The organism is Thermosulfurimonas marina, from assembly GCF_012317585.1.
In the GTDB taxonomy this organism is placed as follows: domain Bacteria; phylum Desulfobacterota; class Thermodesulfobacteria; order Thermodesulfobacteriales; family Thermodesulfobacteriaceae; genus Thermosulfurimonas_A; species Thermosulfurimonas_A marina.
Genome location: NZ_CP042909.1, coordinates 1,212,322 through 1,228,307, shown reverse-complemented (window position 1 = coordinate 1,228,307; position 15,986 = coordinate 1,212,322). Strand labels below are relative to the sequence as shown.

General features: G+C 61.9%; 12 protein-coding genes. 8 read left to right on the top strand and 4 right to left on the bottom strand.

The window, feature by feature from the left end; all coding sequences use genetic code 11:
* Window positions 1–30 precede the first annotated feature (30 nt).
* Genes FVE67_RS06380 through hemA form a run of 5 tightly spaced genes read left to right on the top strand, consistent with a single transcriptional unit; the run spans window position 31 to window position 8,002 of the window.
* Window positions 31–1,398, top strand: a complete 1,368-nt coding sequence (locus FVE67_RS06380; protein ID WP_168719796.1) for a TolC family protein — start codon at window positions 31–33, stop codon at window positions 1,396–1,398.
* Window positions 1,385–2,545 carry an efflux RND transporter periplasmic adaptor subunit gene (locus FVE67_RS06375; protein ID WP_168719795.1) on the top strand — a complete coding sequence of 387 codons (1,161 nt, stop codon included), beginning with the start codon at window positions 1,385–1,387 and terminating at the stop codon, window positions 2,543–2,545. Before FVE67_RS06380 ends, FVE67_RS06375 begins: the two co-directional genes overlap by 14 nt.
* A gap of 3 nt (window positions 2,546–2,548) precedes the next feature.
* Window positions 2,549–5,758 carry an efflux RND transporter permease subunit gene (locus FVE67_RS06370; protein ID WP_168719794.1) on the top strand — a complete coding sequence of 1,070 codons (3,210 nt, stop codon included), beginning with the start codon at window positions 2,549–2,551 and terminating at the stop codon, window positions 5,756–5,758.
* Window positions 5,759–5,805: 47 nt separating this feature from the next.
* Window positions 5,806–6,633 carry a c-type cytochrome biogenesis protein CcsB gene (gene ccsB / locus FVE67_RS06365; RefSeq protein WP_168719793.1) on the top strand — a complete coding sequence of 276 codons (828 nt, stop codon included), beginning with the start codon at window positions 5,806–5,808 and terminating at the stop codon, window positions 6,631–6,633.
* Window positions 6,617–8,002: a glutamyl-tRNA reductase gene (gene hemA, locus FVE67_RS06360; RefSeq protein WP_168719792.1), complete on the top strand. Its 1,386-nt coding sequence runs from the start codon at window positions 6,617–6,619 to the stop codon at window positions 8,000–8,002. Before ccsB ends, hemA begins: the two co-directional genes overlap by 17 nt.
* Here the strand turns inward: hemA and FVE67_RS06355 are convergent.
* Together FVE67_RS06355 and FVE67_RS06350 are read right to left on the bottom strand one after the other, a co-directional pair.
* Window positions 7,917–8,339, bottom strand: a complete 423-nt coding sequence (locus tag FVE67_RS06355) for a single-stranded DNA-binding protein (protein ID WP_168719791.1) — start codon at window positions 8,337–8,339, stop codon at window positions 7,917–7,919. The genes hemA and FVE67_RS06355 overlap by 86 nt on opposite strands.
* Before the next feature lie 3 nt (window positions 8,340–8,342).
* The gene (locus FVE67_RS06350; RefSeq protein ID WP_168719790.1) at window positions 8,343–8,732 is read right to left on the bottom strand and encodes a secondary thiamine-phosphate synthase enzyme YjbQ; all 390 of its coding nucleotides are present in this window, start codon (window positions 8,730–8,732) and stop codon (window positions 8,343–8,345) included.
* A gap of 116 nt (window positions 8,733–8,848) precedes the next feature.
* On the opposite strand from FVE67_RS06350, the gene FVE67_RS06345 reads away from it, so the two are divergent.
* Window positions 8,849–9,574, top strand: a complete 726-nt coding sequence (locus FVE67_RS06345) for a CBS and ACT domain-containing protein (RefSeq protein WP_168719789.1) — start codon at window positions 8,849–8,851, stop codon at window positions 9,572–9,574.
* Here FVE67_RS06345 and FVE67_RS06340 read toward each other — a convergent pair.
* Window positions 9,525–11,516 carry a penicillin-binding protein 1A gene (locus FVE67_RS06340; RefSeq protein WP_168719788.1) on the bottom strand — a complete coding sequence of 664 codons (1,992 nt, stop codon included), beginning with the start codon at window positions 11,514–11,516 and terminating at the stop codon, window positions 9,525–9,527. The genes FVE67_RS06345 and FVE67_RS06340 overlap by 50 nt on opposite strands.
* On the bottom strand, window positions 11,513–13,189 hold the full coding sequence (locus FVE67_RS06335) for an ABC-ATPase domain-containing protein (protein ID WP_168719787.1): 1,677 nt from the start codon (window positions 13,187–13,189) through the stop codon (window positions 11,513–11,515). The genes FVE67_RS06340 and FVE67_RS06335 overlap by 4 nt, the downstream gene beginning before the upstream one ends.
* A gap of 76 nt (window positions 13,190–13,265) precedes the next feature.
* Between FVE67_RS06335 and FVE67_RS06330 the strand changes: the two genes are divergently transcribed.
* Both FVE67_RS06330 and FVE67_RS06325 read left to right on the top strand, forming a co-directional pair.
* On the top strand, window positions 13,266–15,095 hold the full coding sequence (locus tag FVE67_RS06330; protein ID WP_168719786.1) for a hybrid sensor histidine kinase/response regulator: 1,830 nt from the start codon (window positions 13,266–13,268) through the stop codon (window positions 15,093–15,095).
* Window positions 15,082–15,984, top strand: coding sequence for a tyrosine recombinase XerC (locus tag FVE67_RS06325; RefSeq protein ID WP_168719785.1), 903 nt, complete (start codon window positions 15,082–15,084; stop codon window positions 15,982–15,984). The genes FVE67_RS06330 and FVE67_RS06325 overlap by 14 nt, the downstream gene beginning before the upstream one ends.
* The last annotated feature ends 2 nt before the right edge of the window (window positions 15,985–15,986 follow it).

Genomic DNA, 15,986 nt, shown 5'->3' with positions numbered 1-15,986 from the left:
AGGGGAAAGGTCCTTATAGTGGAGGGTGCTATGTGGAGGATCTTCTGGGCCTTGGGGATGGTCCTCTGGTGGGTGGGGCTCGCGGCCGCCGAGCCCCTCACCCTAGAGAAGGCCCGTCAATTGGCTCTAGCGCAGAATCCCCTGATCAAGGCGGCGCGGGAGGAGGTGGCCGCGGCCCGGGCCGGGGTAAAGGAGGCCCGGGGGGCCTTCCTTCCTCGTATAGACCTCCGTCTAGTCTACGCCCGCACGGACAGCCCCGTGCAGGTCTTCTCCTACAAGCTGGCCCAGAAGAACTTCAAGGCCGAGGATTTTTACCTGGATCACCTCAATCATCCCGTGGACTATACCAACTGGCAGACCCAGTTCGTGCTTACTCAGCCCATCTTCAACCAGGGCCGGGAGATCTTGGGCCTTCGCCGGGCACGTCTTTCCCTGGCCCAGGCCGAAGATTACCTGGAGGCCGTAAGGGAACGGGTCCTTTTCGAGGTGGAACGGACCTACCTCGAGGCCCTTCTGGCCGAAGAGCGGGTGCAGGTACTAGAGGAGGCCGTACGCACCGCGCGGGAAAATCTCCAGGTGGTGGAGAGTCGTTTTCGGGCCGGCCGGGCCCTTAAGTCGGATCTCCTTGAGGCCCGGGTCTTTCTGGCTCGCCAGGAAAGGGACCTCGAGGCCGGGCGGCACGACCTGCGGGTGGCCCTTTCGGCCCTGAACCTGGTCTTAGGGACCCCCCTTGAGACCCGCTGGGATCTAGAGAAGCCCTCTTCTTTTAGGATTCCGGAGACCACAACAGAGAAGGTTTGGCTTTGCGCCGCCCAGAGGTGGCGTCCGGACCTGCGGGTGGAGGAGGCCCGGGTGCGTCAGGCCCGGCTGGCGGTCAAGGAGGCCCGCTGGCGGTTTCTGCCCTCGGTGAATCTCAAGGGGATTTACGAAACCAACGCCGAAGACCCCCTCACCGGAGGGGCCGACGGAGAGGCCTATACTTTAATGGCCGAGGTGAACTTCAATATTTTTAAAGGATTTCGGGATCGGGCGGCCCTTTCCCGGGCCCGGGCCGAGCTTCTTTCCGCCGAGGCCCGACTGCGTCAATATCGGCGCGAGGTGTCCCATCAGGTCACCGAGGCCCTCTCTGCCCTTTCCACGGCCCGCAAACAGGTGGAGGTCACCGAAAAATCCGTAGCCCAGGCCGAAGAGGGTCTGAGACTCATCCAGAAGCGCTATGCCGCGGGTCTGGCCCTCCTGGTGGAGCTTCAGCAGGCGGAGACCGCCCTCAAACGGGCCCGTCTCATGCATCTTGAGGCCCTTTACCACCTGCGCCTGGCAGCCGCCCGCCTGCGCTTCGTCTCCGGCCTTATGGGCCGCAAGCCAACCCCTGCGGAGGCCTGCCATGAAAAACCTTAAAGGGTTCCTGGCCCTGGTATTGCTTTTGGTAATCGGGGCCTGCGGCAAGGAGGCCCCGGAAAGGAAAACCCCGGGAGCCGGCCGCACGGTTAAGGCTCAAACCCTGACCCTCAAAGAAGAAAGGGTAGCCCTTTACCGGGAGCTTCCCGGTACGGTGGAGGCCCGGGAAAGGGCCCGACTTTCCTCCAAGGTAGGGGGATTCGTGCGGGAGGTGCGGGTAGCCGAAGGCGATCGGGTGCGGAAGGGAGAGGTGCTCCTCCGGCTGGACGATCAGGAGATCCGGGAAAGGATCCGGGCCCTCTCTGAGGCCCATCGCGCCCTTTCCCATGAGCTTTCCGCGGTCTCGGCCCGCTTGCGGTTTGCCGAGGCCGAATATCGGCGTTTCGCCAAGCTTTACAAAGAAGAGGCGGCCACCGCCGAAGAGTTTGAGGCCAAAAAGTCGGAGTACGAAGCTCTTTCGGCCCAGAAAGAGGCTCTGGCGGCCCGCATGAAGGAGATCGAGGCCCGTCTCAACCAAGTCCGGAGCCTCCTTCCCTACACGGTCCTCCGGGCCCCCTTTTCGGGAAGGGTGGTCCGCAAGTGGGTGGATGAGGGGACCTTCGTCCGTCCCGGGGAGCCGCTTTTGGAGGTGGAAAGCCGGAAGGCCGGAAAACGCCTGGTCTTTCAGGTGGAGGAGGAATTTTTCGAGCGAGTGGCCCCGGGCCTGGAGATCTGGGCCACCTTCCCCGCCGCAGGCCGCTCCCTGAAGCTCAAAGTGACCGAGGTGGTCCCGGCCGTAAGTCCGGAAAGCCGCACCTTTACGGTCAAGGCCGACCTTCCCCCGGATTTTCCCCTTCCATCCGGAAGCTACGCCCAGGTCTTTTTCCCGATCGGGGAAAGAAAGGGTCTTTTCGTCCCCCGAGCGGCCCTGGTGGATCGCGGAGGTTTTCGGGCCCTTTTTGTGGTGGAAAAGGACGGCCGGGTGAGCCTGCGGGTGGTGCGTCTCGGCAAGACCTTCTTCCGACACGAGGGGAAACTTCTTCCGGCCTGCCCAGGGGTAGAATGCGAGGCCGTGGTGGAGGTCCTTTCCGGGGTCTCCGCCGGGGAGCGGGTGGTGGTCCACCCGCCTCTCGGGCTGCGTGAAGGGGACCGGATAGAGGGGGCTTAGTCCATGTACGAGGCCCGCGGCTTTATCGCCCGCATCGTCAATTATTTCGTAGATTCCAAGCTCACCCCCCTTATCGTGATGGCCATGCTGGCCCTGGGGGTCTTTGCGGTAATCAATACCCCCAGCGAGGAAGAACCCCAGATCGTGGTCCCCATGATCGACATCTTTGTGGAGATGCCCGGGGCCACGGCCAAGGAGATCGAACAGCGGGTGATCAACCCCATGGAAAAGCTCCTCTGGGAGATCCCGGGGGTGGAATATGTCTACTCCACGGCCATGAACGGCCGGGCCCTTACGGTGGTGCGCTTTTATGTAGGAGAGGACACAGAAAAGAGCCTGGTCAAGACCTACGATAAGCTCTATCAACATCTGGACTGGATTCCCCCGGGCTGTTCCATGCCTCTCCTTAAGCCCCGCTCCATCGACGATGTACCCATCGTGACCCTCACCTTCTGGGGGCCGGGCTACGACGCCTTCCGCCTGCGGCAGATCGTAGCCCGGGTGGACGACGAGATCCGGAACATCCCCGGGATCTCGGAGACCTTTATCAAGGGGGGCCTCCGGCGGGAGGTGCGTATAGAGCTTGAGCCCGAAAAAATTTACGCCCTGGGCCTGGATCCGGTGGAAGTGGCCCGGATCATTCAGGGGCAGAATCAGGCCCGTCTGGTGGGCGAGTACCGCCAGGGAGGAAAGGCCTTCACCGTCCGTCTGGACAACTTTTTCTCCGACCTCAAGGATCTGGAAAACACGGTCCTCAAGACCGTGGCGGGTCGGCCGGTCTTTCTCAAGGATGTGGCCCGGATCGTGGACGGGCCGGAGGAGCCAGAACACTACGTCTTCATGGTCCCCGGCCCGGCGGCCCGCAAGGCCGGAGTCCAGGGAGAGCCGGGCAGGCTCTATCCTGCGGTGACCCTGGCTGTCGCCAAGCGCAAGGGCTGGAACGCCACCCGCCTGGCGGAAAAGATCCTGGCCAAGGTGGATTCCCTCAAGGGGGACCTCATCCCCCGGGACCTCCACGTGACCGTCACCCGCAACTACGGGGAAACGGCCAAGGACAAAACCGACACCCTGCTGGAGCACCTGATCATCGCCACGGTCTCCGTGGCCGTCCTCATCGCCCTTTTTCTGGGGGTGCGGGCCAGTTTGGTGGTCCTGGTGGCCGTGCCCACGGTGCTGGCCATCACCCTCCTGGTCTATTATCTCTACGGCTATACCCTGAACCGGGTGACCCTTTTCGCCCTCATCTTCTGCATCGGTATCCTGGTAGACGACCCCATTGTGGACGTGGAAAACATCGTCCGCCACCTCCACCTTCCGGAAAATCGGGGCAAATCCTTCCGGGACGTGATCGTAGGGGCGGTGGTGGAGGTCCAGGCCCCCCTGATCCTGGCCACCCTCACGGTGATCGCGGCCATCGCCCCCATGGGCTTCGTCCGGGGGCTCATGGGGCCTTACATGCGACCCATGCCCGTGGGGGCCTCGGTGGCCATGCTCCTTTCCCTCATGGTGGCCTTCGTCATCACCCCCTGGACGGCCTACCACCTCCTTCCCAAGGACATCAAGCACGAGACCCGGGAGACCCTAATCACCCGGGCCTATCGCTGGTTTATGGGGCACCTCATCCGGAGTATCCTCTGGCGCTGGGCCTTTCTTCTGACCGTAGGGGTCCTCTTTCTCCTTTCCTGCGCGCTCATCTACTTCAAGGTGGTCTACGTGAAGATGCTCCCCTTTGACAACAAAAACGAATTCCAGATCATCGTGAACATGCCCGAGGGGAGCTCCCTGGAGGAGACCCTCAAGGCCACGGAGGAGATGGCCACGGCCCTCATGAAAGAGCCCCTTATCACCGACATGCAGCTTTACGTGGGGACCGCGGCCCCTTTCAACTTTAACGGCCTCATCCGTCACTACTACCTGCGGCAGGGCGACCACGTGGCCGACATCCAGGTCAACCTGGTCAACAAGCACCACCGCAAGCTCCAGAGTCACGACATCGCCAAGCGGGTGCGGCCTCTGGTGACCGAGGTGGCCCGGCGCTACGGGGCCCGGGTCACCGTGGCCGAGGTGCCCCCGGGGCCCCCGGTCCTCCAGTCGCTGGTGGCCGAAGTCTACGGGCCGGACTATGAGGCCCAGATCGAGCTGGCCCGCAGGATCAAGGAGATCTTCTCCCGCACCCCGGGAGTGGTGGATGTGGACTGGTACATGACCGAGCCTCAGGTGGAGTGGCGCCTTAAGGTAGACCGGGTCAAGGCCGCCCTTTCCGGGGTAAGTCCGGAGCGGGTGCGCGAGGCCCTGGAGATCGCCCTTCCCGGAAAGGTCCTGGGGCTCTTCCACGATCCCACGGCCCGGGAGGACATTTACCTCCGGGTGCGCTTTCCGGAGGCCGAGCGCTCTTCTCTTCCGGACCTTTCGGAGATCCGGGTAAAGAGTGCCACCGGGAGGTTGGTGCCCCTTTCCGAGATCGCCTCCTGGGAAAAGCGCCTGCTCCCCCACCCCATCTACCACAAGAATCTCCACCCCGTGGTCTACGTAGTGGGAGACATGGCCGGTCGGGAAGAGGCCCCCATTTACGGAATCCTCAAAATCAATAGGGAATTGCACAAATTGCGGGCCCCGGACGGAAGCCCCATCCAGATCCTTTATACCCATCTACCCTTTTCGGCCCGGCAGTGGGCCGTGAAGTGGGATGGGGAGTGGCAGGTGACCTACGAGGTCTTTCGGGATCTGGGGCTGGCCTTTGCCGCCTGCCTGGTCCTGATCTATTTCCTGGTGGTGGCCTGGTTCAAGTCCTACACCGTGCCCCTGGTGATCCTGGCCCCCATTCCCCTTTCCCTGATCGGCATCCTCCCGGCCCATGCCCTCACCGGGGCCTTTTTCACCGCCACCTCCATGATCGGGTTCATTGCCGGGGCGGGAATCGTGGTGCGCAACTCCATCATCCTGGCGGACTTCATCGAGCTCCGCCTGGCCCAGGGCTGGGAACTGGAGGAGGCGGTGATTGACGCCGGGGCGGTACGCTTTCGGCCCATGCTCCTTACGGCCGCAGCCGTGGTGGTGGGCAGCTTCGTCATCCTCTTTGATCCCATCTTTAACGGCCTGGCCCTTTCGCTCATGGCCGGAGAGGTGGCCTCCACCCTCTTTTCCCGTATGGTGGTCCCGGTGCTCTATTACCTGGACCACCGCATCAAACGCGAGCGCCGCCTGGTGCTTTAGGCTTGAATTCCCCTCTAGACCGGGCTAAGCTAGCCCTGGAGGGCTTGATGGAGGTCTTCTTTTTTCGGCTGGCCTTTCTGCTTTATCTCGTGGCCACGGTGGGTTTTTTCATCTATTTTTACACCCTGAAGCCGGAGGCCCTGCGGGGGGCCCGGGGAGTGCTGGCCTGCGGCTGGCTGCTCCACACCGGGGCCCTGCTGGCCGGGCTCAAGATCCTCAAGGCCCCTCCGGTGGCCAATTTCCACGGAGCCACCTCCTTTCTGGCCTGGGCGGTAGTGGGGGCCTATTTTCTTCTTTCCTGGCGGGGGCCCAAGGTCTACACCCTGGGGACCTTCCTTTCCCCCCTGATCCTCCTTCTCATGATTGCTGCCTGGAAGGCCCCGGAAGCCCTCTGGCCTCTCCCCCCCATCCTGCAGAGTTTCTGGTTTCCGGTGCACGCCCTTATTTCTCTGGCCTCCTACGCCTTTTTTCTCATCGCCGCCGTGGCCGCGGTGATGTATCTCCTTCAGGAGCGGGAACTCAAACGCAAACACCTGGGGGGCCTTTTCCGGAGGCTTCCTCCGCTGGAGTCCCTGGATCGCCTAAACGAAAAGTGTCTCAAGTACGGCTTCCCTCTTCTTACCCTGGGGATCGTTACCGGGGCCCTCTGGGCGGAGAAGGCCTGGGGGCGCTTCTGGAGCTGGGACCCCAAGGAGACTTGGTCCCTTATCCTCTGGCTGATCTATGCCGCGCTTCTTCACGAGCGTCTCATCGTAGGCTGGCGAGGACGCCGGGCGGCCTATATGGCCCTTTTGGGCTTTTTGGTCTGGATAGTAAGCTTCTGGGTGATTAATCTGTGGATGCCGGGGTTACATTCCTATGGTCGATGGTCCTGAGAGGGAAAAGATCCTTCTGGTAGGGCTTAATCACCGTACGGCTCCGGTGGAGGTGCGCGAACGCTTTGCCCTGGAAAAGCGGGGGGAACATCCCCTGGCGCGCCTCAAGGCCCATCTCCCGGAGGTGGAAGAGGCCTATTACCTTTCCACCTGTAACCGGGTGGAATACCTTTTGGTGACCCCGGAGCGGGAGCGCACCCTTTCCGGGCTCAAGGACTTTTTGGCCCGGGAGACCGGCCTGGCCCGCCCACACTTTGAACCCCATCTTTATGTTTTCGAGGATCTGGAGGCCGTGCGGCATCTTTTCCGGGTGGCCTGCGGGCTGGACTCCCTGGTCCTGGGAGAGCCCCAGATCCTGGGACAGGTGAAAGAGGCCTACCGGGAGGCCGCCGGCCGCTTTCGGTCCACCGGGCCCATCCTGAATCGCCTTCTTCATCGGACCTTCTCTGTGGCCAAAAGGGTGCGCACGGAAACGGGCATCGGCTCCTACGCGGTCTCGGTGAGTTACGCTGCCGTGGAGCTGGCCAAGAAGATCTTCGGCTCCCTGCGGGGGAAGGTGATCCTCCTGGTGGGGGCCGGAGAGATGGCCGAACTTGCGGCCCAGCACCTCCTTTCCGCCGGGGCGGCCCGGCTTCTGGTGGCCAACCGCACCCTTTCCCGAGCCATAGAGCTTGCCGAACGTTACGGAGGGGAGGCCCTCAGTCTGGCGGAACTTTCCGAGGGTCTCCTTTCCGCGGACATCGTAATTTCCTCCACCGGGGCCCCGGGGTTCGTGATCACTCCGGATCTGGTCCGCCCCCTCCTGCGGGCCCGTAAGCACCGGCCTCTTTTCCTGATGGATATCGCCGTTCCCCGGGATGTGGATCCGGGCCTAAACGAGCTCGAAAACGTCTATGTATTTGATATCGACGACCTCAAACAGGTGGTAGAGGAAAATCTCGCCCGACGGAAAAAGGAGGCCCTGCGGGCCGAACGCCTGATCGAAGAAGAGGTTCTCAAATTCGAAAGGTGGCTGAAGGAGCTGGCGGTCTATCCCACCATTAAGGCCCTGAGGGAAAAGGCAGAGGAGATCCGGAGGCGGGAGCTGGCCCGGACCCTCCCCCGCCTGCAGAATCTTTCCGAGGAGGAGCGAGAGGCCCTGGAGGTCATGACCGAGGCCATCGTCCAGAAACTCCTCCACGCCCCCATCCTTTACCTTAAGGCCGGCTACCACCGCCTGGGGCGGGAGGCCATCGGTACGGTGCGCCGGGTCTTCGACCTGGACGGAGAACTCGAGGAGGCCTTCAGAAGGGAAGATCGTCGTCTGGAGGGGGCTCCGGAATGGTCTCCGTGGGAGAAGGAGAGGAAGGACTCGGAGAGGCCCCGGTGAAGGCCTGATCCCGGCGGCCGTCGAGCATACGCATGTCATTGGCCACAATCTCCGTCACCCAACGCCGCTGGCCCTCCCGATCTTCAAAGGAGCGCGTCCTGATCCGCCCCTCGATGTAGACCTGTCGCCCCTTGGAAAGATACTCCCCGCAGATCTCGGCCAGACGCCCGAAGGCCACAATGCGGTGCCATTCGGTGTGCTCCTGACGCTCGCCGTTTTTCACCCAGACCTCGTTGGTGGCCACCCGGAAGGTGGCCACGGCCTGTCCGTCGGCGGTATAGCGGATCTCCGGATCCGCCCCCAGGCGGCCGATGAGAATGACCTTGTTTACGCTCATAAATCAATCCTCCAGGACCTTGAGATAGACCTTGCGGGTGCGGGGGCCGTCGTATTCGGCAAAGAAGATGCGCTGCCAGGTCCCCAGGACCGGACGCCCCTCCTCCACCAATACCGAAAGACACGGCCCGGTAAGGCTGGCCTTCACATGGGCCGGAGAGTTGCCCTCCAGGTGCCGGTAGGAAAAATCATAAGGGGCCAGGCGTTCGTAAACCCTGAGGATGTCTTCGGCCACCGCCGGGTCCGCCCCCTCGTTGATCACGATTCCCGCCGTGGTGTGCGGCACATAGAGGAAACAGACCCCACTTTTGACCCCGGCCACCCGCCGGGCCACCTCCTCGGTAATGTCGATAAGCTGGGCCTTAGCCGTACTTTTAACCGTGATGACCTCCATAACCACCCTCCTCTAGAGACACTATAGCGGGGCTTTTTCAAACCGCAAGAAGGTCTAAAGGTTGCCAACCGGAGAACCCGAGGGCATAATGGGGAGAGATCCCCAAGGAGGAAGGTATGCTGGTCAAGGACTGGATGACCAAGGAGGTCATTGTACTGGATGAGAACGCCTCCATCATGAAGGCCTCCCAAATCATGAAAGAGCACGGCATCCGGCGGATCCCCGTGGTGCGCGGGGGGAAACTGGTGGGCATCATCAGCGATCGGGACATCAAAGAGGCCACCCCCTCTAAGGCCACGGCCCTCGACGTGCACGAACTCTACTATCTTCTTTCGGAGGTGCGGGTCAAGGACATCATGACCCCGGACCCTATCACCGTGCGGCCGGAGGACACCGTAGAGTATGCCGCCGTTCTCATGTTAGAAAACCGGATCTCCGGGCTTCCGGTGGTGGACGAAGAGGGGCAGGTGGTGGGGATCATTACCCAGACGGACATCTTCAAGCTCTTTGTAAACATTACCGGTGTCTATCACGGTCCCATCCAGGTGGGGCTCATCCTGGAGGATCCCGACACCCTGGATGAGGTCACCCGGCTGATTGTAGGCCACGGGGCCCAGATTGTAAGCATCCTTACCTACCGGGAAGAGCTGGAGCCTCAGAGACGGCAGGTCTTTGTGCGCCTGACCGATCTTCCGGAGGAGGAATTTCAAAAGCTCCTTGAGGAGCTTCAGGCCCGCTATCGGGTGCGTTACTGGGCCCGGGACGACGTCACCCGGATCCGCCCGCGGGATATCAGCGCCACCAGAAGAGCCATTTTAGAGGAAAGCCTCTCCGAGGCCTGAGAGGTGGAACCTCCCGGATCTCTGGGGTCTTGTCCTCGGGATAAGGGAGCCAGAGTTCTTCCTTCCCTTCTCCGGGCACCCGGTCGGTAAAGGGCACAAAGGCTATGTCCTCGGGGACCGGGAAATCCTTGGGCGGTTGCGGCACGGCCTCCATGACCGCCAGCCACACCGGACAGGCCGCCCGACCCCCGGTTTCCAGTCTTCCCAGGCTTTGCGGCTGATCGTAGCCCACCCAGACTCCGCAGGTATAAACCGGAGTAAAGCCCACGAACCAGGCGTCCTGATAGCGGTCGGTAGTCCCGGTCTTTCCGGCCACCGGCACTCCCAGGGCCCGGGCACAGCGCCCGGTGCCCTCGCGGACCACTTCTTTCAGAAAATAGGTCATCACGTAGGCTGTCTCCGGAGAGAAGACCCGGCGCCTCCGGGGCGAGGCCTGATAGAGGAGATTCCCCTCTCGGTCGTAGATGGCCTCCACCAGATGGGGCTCGATCATCTGCCCTCCTTCCGGGAAGGTGGTATAGGCCCGGGTGAGGGCCAGCGGCGAGACCCCCAGACTCCCCAGGGCCACGGAGAGATTCCGGGGGAGATTCTCCGTAAGGTGGAGCCCCACCAGGGTCTCCTCCACCTCCCCCAGGCCCAGAGCCCGGGCGATCTTTACCGCCACGGTATTGCGGGACTCCACTAGGGCGTAGCGCAGGGAAATAATGCCCAGGTAGCGGTGGTCGAAATTCCGGGGTCGCCAGAAGCTTTCCGGCTCGGCCCCGGGGAGCACCACCGGCTCATCCATCACCAGGGAATCCGGGCGCAAAAGATCGTCCTCCAGGGCCCGGGCCCAGAGAAAGGGTTTGATGGCTGAGCCCGGAGGACGTCGAGCATAGACCGCCCGATTGAATTGACTCTCCCCGAAATCCCGCCCTCCCACCAAAAGACGGAGGGCTCCGCTTTCGTTTTCCACACAGACCACAGCCAGCTGGGGAATCTCTTTGGAGCCATGCCGGGCCGGAATGGCCGAAAGGGCCTTGAGGACCGCCGGACGGGCCCTTTCCCACCAGGAAAGATCCAGGGTGGTGTAGATGCGGTAGCCTCCGGTCTCCAGACGCTCCCGGCCGAACATCTTTTCCAGGCGCAGCCTTACTACCTGCAGGAAATAGCCTGCCCGGGGGTCGGGGGAAAAATCCATGGGGTTGAGTTTTAGGGGGGCCTTGGCCGCCGCCTGAGCGGTCTCCGGACGGATATAGCCCTCCTCCATCATGCGCCGCAGGACGTAGGCCCGGCGCCGAAGGGCCGCCTCCGGATTGCGCAGGGGGTTGAAGCGGCTCGGGGCCGGGGTGAGCCCGGCGATGAGGGCCGCCTCCGGAAGGCTCAGTTCCCAGACGTGTTTTCCGAAATAGGTAAGGGCCGCAGCCTCCACCCCGTAGGCCCCGGCCCCCAGATAGATCTGGTTAAGGTAGATGTTCAGGATTTCGTCCTTGCTGAGGGCCTTGTCGATGCGCCAGGCCAGGATGGCCTCCCGGATCTTGCGCGAAAGGGTCCTTTCCCGGGAAAGGAGAAGGGCCCGGGCCACCTGCTGGGTGATGGTGCTTCCCCCTTGGACCACCCTTCCGGCCCGGATATCCGCGAGAAGGGCCCTCAGGATACTCACCAGATCTATCCCCGGATGCTCATAGAACCGGGCGTCTTCGGCGGCCACAAAGGCCTGGATGAGATAGGAGGGCATCTTGGAAAGGGGCACCGGGAAGCGACGCTCCCGATACCAGTAGGCCAAGGGCTGGCCGTTCCGATCATAGACCACGGTGACCGCCGGAGGGCGATAGTTCTTGAGGGCGGAGATATCCGGAAGCTCAAGCTGAAAATAAAAATAGAGCCCACCCAGGATGAGCCCGAAGGCCAAAAGGGCTGCGGAAAGGAGAAGAAGCGAGAGATGATAATAGGTAAGCCTCATCTTTCCGGCCGGGCCTTCAAGGTCCTGAGGCGATTGAGGGCCGCGGCCAGCTCAAAGCGCCTCACAAAGGCCAGGTCCCCCCTTTCTTCCGCCAGCCAGCCAAAGCCCTCCTCAAGGAGCCTCCTTTCGGCCTCGGCCACGGCCTCGGCAAGGGATCCCGGCCACCGATCGTGCATGGCCGCCAAGATAAGCCCCAGGGTCCGCACCTGATCCGCGGAAACCAGCTGTTCCACCGCCGAAAGATCAAGGCGCTCCTGGCCCAAGACCAGGCCCTCTACTGCCTGGACCTTGAGCTTGAGGGGAGGCCGAAGACCGTCGGCCAGGACCCTTCGGCGGGGAATCTCTTTTAAGGGCTCCGGGGCCTCCGGTCGGCGGCGGGAGGGATAGGCGGCCACGATCTCCCGGGCCCGAGCCGTGACCTCCTGCGGACGGTAATGATCCATGGCTATTACCGTATCGGCCACCTCCAAATAGTCCCCAGAGCCTCCCATGACCAGAACGGTGGAGACCCCCCAGCGCTCATAGAGCTCGCGCACCCGGTCGAGGAAGGGGGTGATGGGTTCCTTTTCCTTGCTTACCAGGGCCTGCATACGGGCATCCCGGATCATGAAGTTGGTGGCCGAAGTGTCCTCGTCCAGCAGCAACACCCGGGCCCCCACCTCTAGGGCCTCCATAATGTTGGCCGCCTGGCTGGTAGAACCCGAGGCGCAGGGGGTTTCAAACTCCCGGGTATCCTTCCCGAAGGGGAGATTATTGATAAAGGGAGAAATGTCCACTCCGGTTACGGCCCGACCGTCTTCGGCCCGGATCTTCACCGTCTCGTAGCGGGAGACCACCAGTTCCCGTCCATCCCCGGGCCGGTGATTATAGACGCCCAGCTCCAGGGCCCGAAGCAGAGTGGATTTCCCGTGAAAGCCCCCGCCCACAATAAGAGTCACCCCTTCCGGAAGGCCCAGGCCCCGCACCGGTCCCCGATTAGGGAGCTCCACCTCCAGGGTGAGCTCCGGGGGAGGTGCAAAAGGCACGGCCTCTCGGGCCGGACGGGGGTCCACCCCGGAGGCCCGGGGAAGGATGGCTCCTTCGGCCACAAAGGCCACGAGACGCCATTCCGAAAGCCTGGCCCGTAAAAAATCGGCATCCTCGTTGGTCTCCACGAAACGCCAGAGTTCGTCCCGATCCAGGTTTTCAAAAAGGAGCCCCTGGCGCACCAGGTACGGAAGGTCCTCTCCCAAAAGCTCCCAGGCCTGGCGAGCCAGCACCCGGCGGCCGGCCGCCGGAAGCCCCACGAAGATCCGGGCCGTGACCTCCCCTCCGGGGCCCACGGTAACCGCGGTGCGCGGCAAGATCTCCTGGCCCGGGCCGTGGACCTGGATGAGCCCGCTCTTCCCCGAGCCCCGGCGTTCCGAAAGTTTGCGGGCCAGGCGACTTAAGCGATCGGCCAGATAGTTCTCTAGACCCACCCGGCGGGAGAAGTTGCTATAAGAAGCCTCCGGGAAACGGGCCACCTCCGCCGGCACCTGCACCCGCACCCGGCTTGGAGGGGCGAAGGGATCGGCCTGCACCTTGTCCACCACCAATTCGAACCCCGGAAAGCGATAACGCCCGAGAAGCTCCCGGTAGGCCCCGTAACCTCGCCCGTCAATCCGCAGAAGGATCTTTTTTAATCTTTCCATAACCCTTCATGAATTGCTTATCCCTTTAAAAGATGTTTAAATAGTTTCAAGATTATCTCCATTGCTCTACACTTTAATGAAAAGCGAGGCCTTTTACCAGACCATCCTGGATCTCTTCCCGGGCCTGGTCTCGGTGGTCTCCCGGGACTATCGGGTCCTTTACGCCAACCGAAAGCTCCGGGAGCGCTGCGGCCGGGACCCGGTGGGAGATCTCTGCTACCGGGTCTTTCACGATCGAGAAGATCCCTGTCCCTGGTGCAAAAAAGATGAGGTCTTAAGGGAGGGGAAAAGCGTCCTGCAAGAAATTCACAGTCCCAAAGACCGGCGCTGGTTTGAGGTGCGAAGCCTGCCCTTTCCCTTGGAAGATGAACGGGCCTACCTCTCTATAATCTTAGACATAACCGAAAAGAAACTCTTAGAAGAAAAAATTGAGAAGGAACGGGCCTTTTTACATAAAATCCTTGAGGAAAATCCGGTTCTCGTCCTTTTCAATCGTGAAGGAAAGATTTCCTTTATCAACCGGACCTTTGAAGAGATCACGGGCTTTTCTCGGGAAGAGGCCCTGGGAAAGAGTGTTTTTGAGCTTTTGGCCCCGGAGGAAGCCCTTTCGGACTGGAAGAAGCATTGCGAAAAGGTACAGTGCGGGATCTTTGAGCGTGGGGTGGAGCTTCCGGTCCGCGACCGGAGGGGCCGCCTCCACTATCTCCTCTGGAACTGCATGCGGGTGGAAGATCCGGAGGGAATTCCGGTCATCATCGGCATGGCCGTGGACATCACGGAGCAGAAGCGCCTCCAGGAGGAGCACTTTCAGATCCAAAAGATGGAGAGCCTGGGACGTTTTACCGGGGTCCTCCTTCACGAACTCAACAATCTTTTCATGGCCCTCCAAGGCTACATCAGTGTAAGCCTCCTCAAGCTCGACCGACCGGAAAATATTCGGGAAAACCTGGAGCGTATGGAAGAACTCATCCATCGCTGGCGCCGCATGAGTCAGGAACTCCTCTTTTTCGTGAGAAAGCGGACTTCCCAAGCCGAGATCCTGGATCTGGCCCGGGCCCTTCATCGCCTGCGGGAAACCCTGGAGAGACTTCTGGGCTCCAAAATCCGCCTCCACCTGGAGGCCCCGGAAGGCAACCTCCTGGTGCGTCTCTCCCCGGTGGCCCTGCAACAGATCCTCCTCAATCTGGCCTCCAACGCCCGGGAGGCCATGGAGGGAGAGGGGGAGATCTGGATCCGTCTGGAAAAGGTGGAACTCCCGGAAGAAAGCGCCCGAGTATTGGACCTTAAGCCCGGCCCTTACGCCCTTCTTACCTTTCGCGACCGTGGCCCGGGGCTTTCCCCGGAGGCCCTCTCCCACCTCTTTGAACCCTATTTCACCACCAAAAAAGAGGGCACCGGACTGGGTCTGGCCACGATCTACTCCCTGGTAAAACAACACGGAGGACATATAGCGGCCTACAACCATCCTGAAGGAGGGGCGGTCTTCCGCCTCTATCTTCCCCTGGCCGATTCCCCCAGAGCAGAGGGGCCCTCGGAAGGCCTCTCCCTTTTGGTAGTGGAAGAAAACCAGATCCTTCTAGAGACCCTGAAGGACCTCTTAGAGTATCTGGGCTATCGGCCCCGGCTGGCCCGGGGTTTTGCCGAGGCCGAAAGGATCCTTGAAGAAGGCTTTGTCCCCCAAATCCTTCTTACCGACATCCGCATGCGCAGTGGCCCCAAAGAAGAGGAGATCCGAAAGCTGGCCTCCAGATTTCCGGAGATGAAGGTCATCATCGCCTCGCCTTATCCCCGGGAGACCATCGAAAAGAGCCTTCCGGAGCTCCGCGGGAGACTGATCCCTCTGGCCAAACCCTTTTCCTTGGAGGACCTGCGGCAGGCGGTGGAGAGGGCCGGTGGAGCTCCTTGAGGAGTTTTTGAGGCATCTCCAGCAGGAGAGGGGGTATTCGCCGCATACCCTCCGGGCCTACGCCCGGGATCTCCGAGATTTCTTCGCTTTTCTTTCCGGACGGTCCCCGCTTGAGGCCGACCTCCAGGACCTGCGGGCCTTTGTGATGCGCCTCCGGCCCCGGGTTTCGGCCCGGACCCTGGCCCGCAAGCTCTCGGCCGTAAGGAGTTTCTACCGTTATCTTCTCAAGAGAGGGGTCCTGGAGGAGACCCGCTTCCTGGCCCTTTCCGGGCCCAGGCTTCCCCGGGATCTCCCCCGGGTGCTTACCGTGGACGAGGCCCTGGCCCTGATGGAGGCCCCGCAAGGGGGGGACTTTTTCGCCCTGCGCGACCGGGTAGCCTTGGAGCTCCTTTACGGCTCGGGGTTGCGGGCCTCAGAGGTCTGCGCTCTAAAACTCACGGATCTTCATCTGGAGGCCCGTTTCGTACGGGTGCGGGGCAAGGGACGCAAGGAACGGGTGGTCCCCTTAAGCCGCAAGGCCGTAGAGGCTCTGCGGAACTATCTTCCGGTGCGGGAGGCCTTCCTTAAGGCCCGAAAAAAAGAGGAGAGCCATCTCCTTCTCAACCGCCACGGGGAGGCCCTCTCCCCGCGCAGTCTTCAGCGTCTGGTCAAGGCCCATGCCCGGGCCCTGGGCCTTTCCGGGGTCCATCCCCATGCCCTGCGGCACTCCTTTGCCACCCATCTCCTGGAATCCGGGGCGGATCTCCGGAGTATTCAGGAGATGCTGGGGCACAGCCGGCTCACCACCACCGAGCGCTACACCCGACTCGATCTGGGACATCTTTCCCGCATCTACGATGCGGCCCACCCCCGGGCCCTTGCCAAAAGGCCTCGCCGTGATAAGGATTAAGG

Coding starts and splice junctions, on each gene's coding strand:
- hemA (WP_168719792.1), top strand. CDS start 6,617: ATGGTCGATGGTCCTGAGAGGGAAAAGATCCTTCTGGTAGGGCTTAAT.
- ccsB (WP_168719793.1), top strand. CDS start 5,806: ATGGAGGTCTTCTTTTTTCGGCTGGCCTTTCTGCTTTATCTCGTGGCC.
- FVE67_RS06375 (WP_168719795.1), top strand. CDS start 1,385: ATGAAAAACCTTAAAGGGTTCCTGGCCCTGGTATTGCTTTTGGTAATC.
- FVE67_RS06355 (WP_168719791.1), bottom strand. CDS start 8,339: ATGAGCGTAAACAAGGTCATTCTCATCGGCCGCCTGGGGGCGGATCCG.
- FVE67_RS06340 (WP_168719788.1), bottom strand. CDS start 11,516: ATGAGGCTTACCTATTATCATCTCTCGCTTCTTCTCCTTTCCGCAGCC.
- FVE67_RS06330 (WP_168719786.1), top strand. CDS start 13,266: ATGAAAAGCGAGGCCTTTTACCAGACCATCCTGGATCTCTTCCCGGGC.
- FVE67_RS06380 (WP_168719796.1), top strand. CDS start 31: ATGTGGAGGATCTTCTGGGCCTTGGGGATGGTCCTCTGGTGGGTGGGG.
- FVE67_RS06370 (WP_168719794.1), top strand. CDS start 2,549: ATGTACGAGGCCCGCGGCTTTATCGCCCGCATCGTCAATTATTTCGTA.
- FVE67_RS06335 (WP_168719787.1), bottom strand. CDS start 13,189: ATGGAAAGATTAAAAAAGATCCTTCTGCGGATTGACGGGCGAGGTTAC.
- FVE67_RS06345 (WP_168719789.1), top strand. CDS start 8,849: ATGCTGGTCAAGGACTGGATGACCAAGGAGGTCATTGTACTGGATGAG.
- FVE67_RS06350 (WP_168719790.1), bottom strand. CDS start 8,732: ATGGAGGTCATCACGGTTAAAAGTACGGCTAAGGCCCAGCTTATCGAC.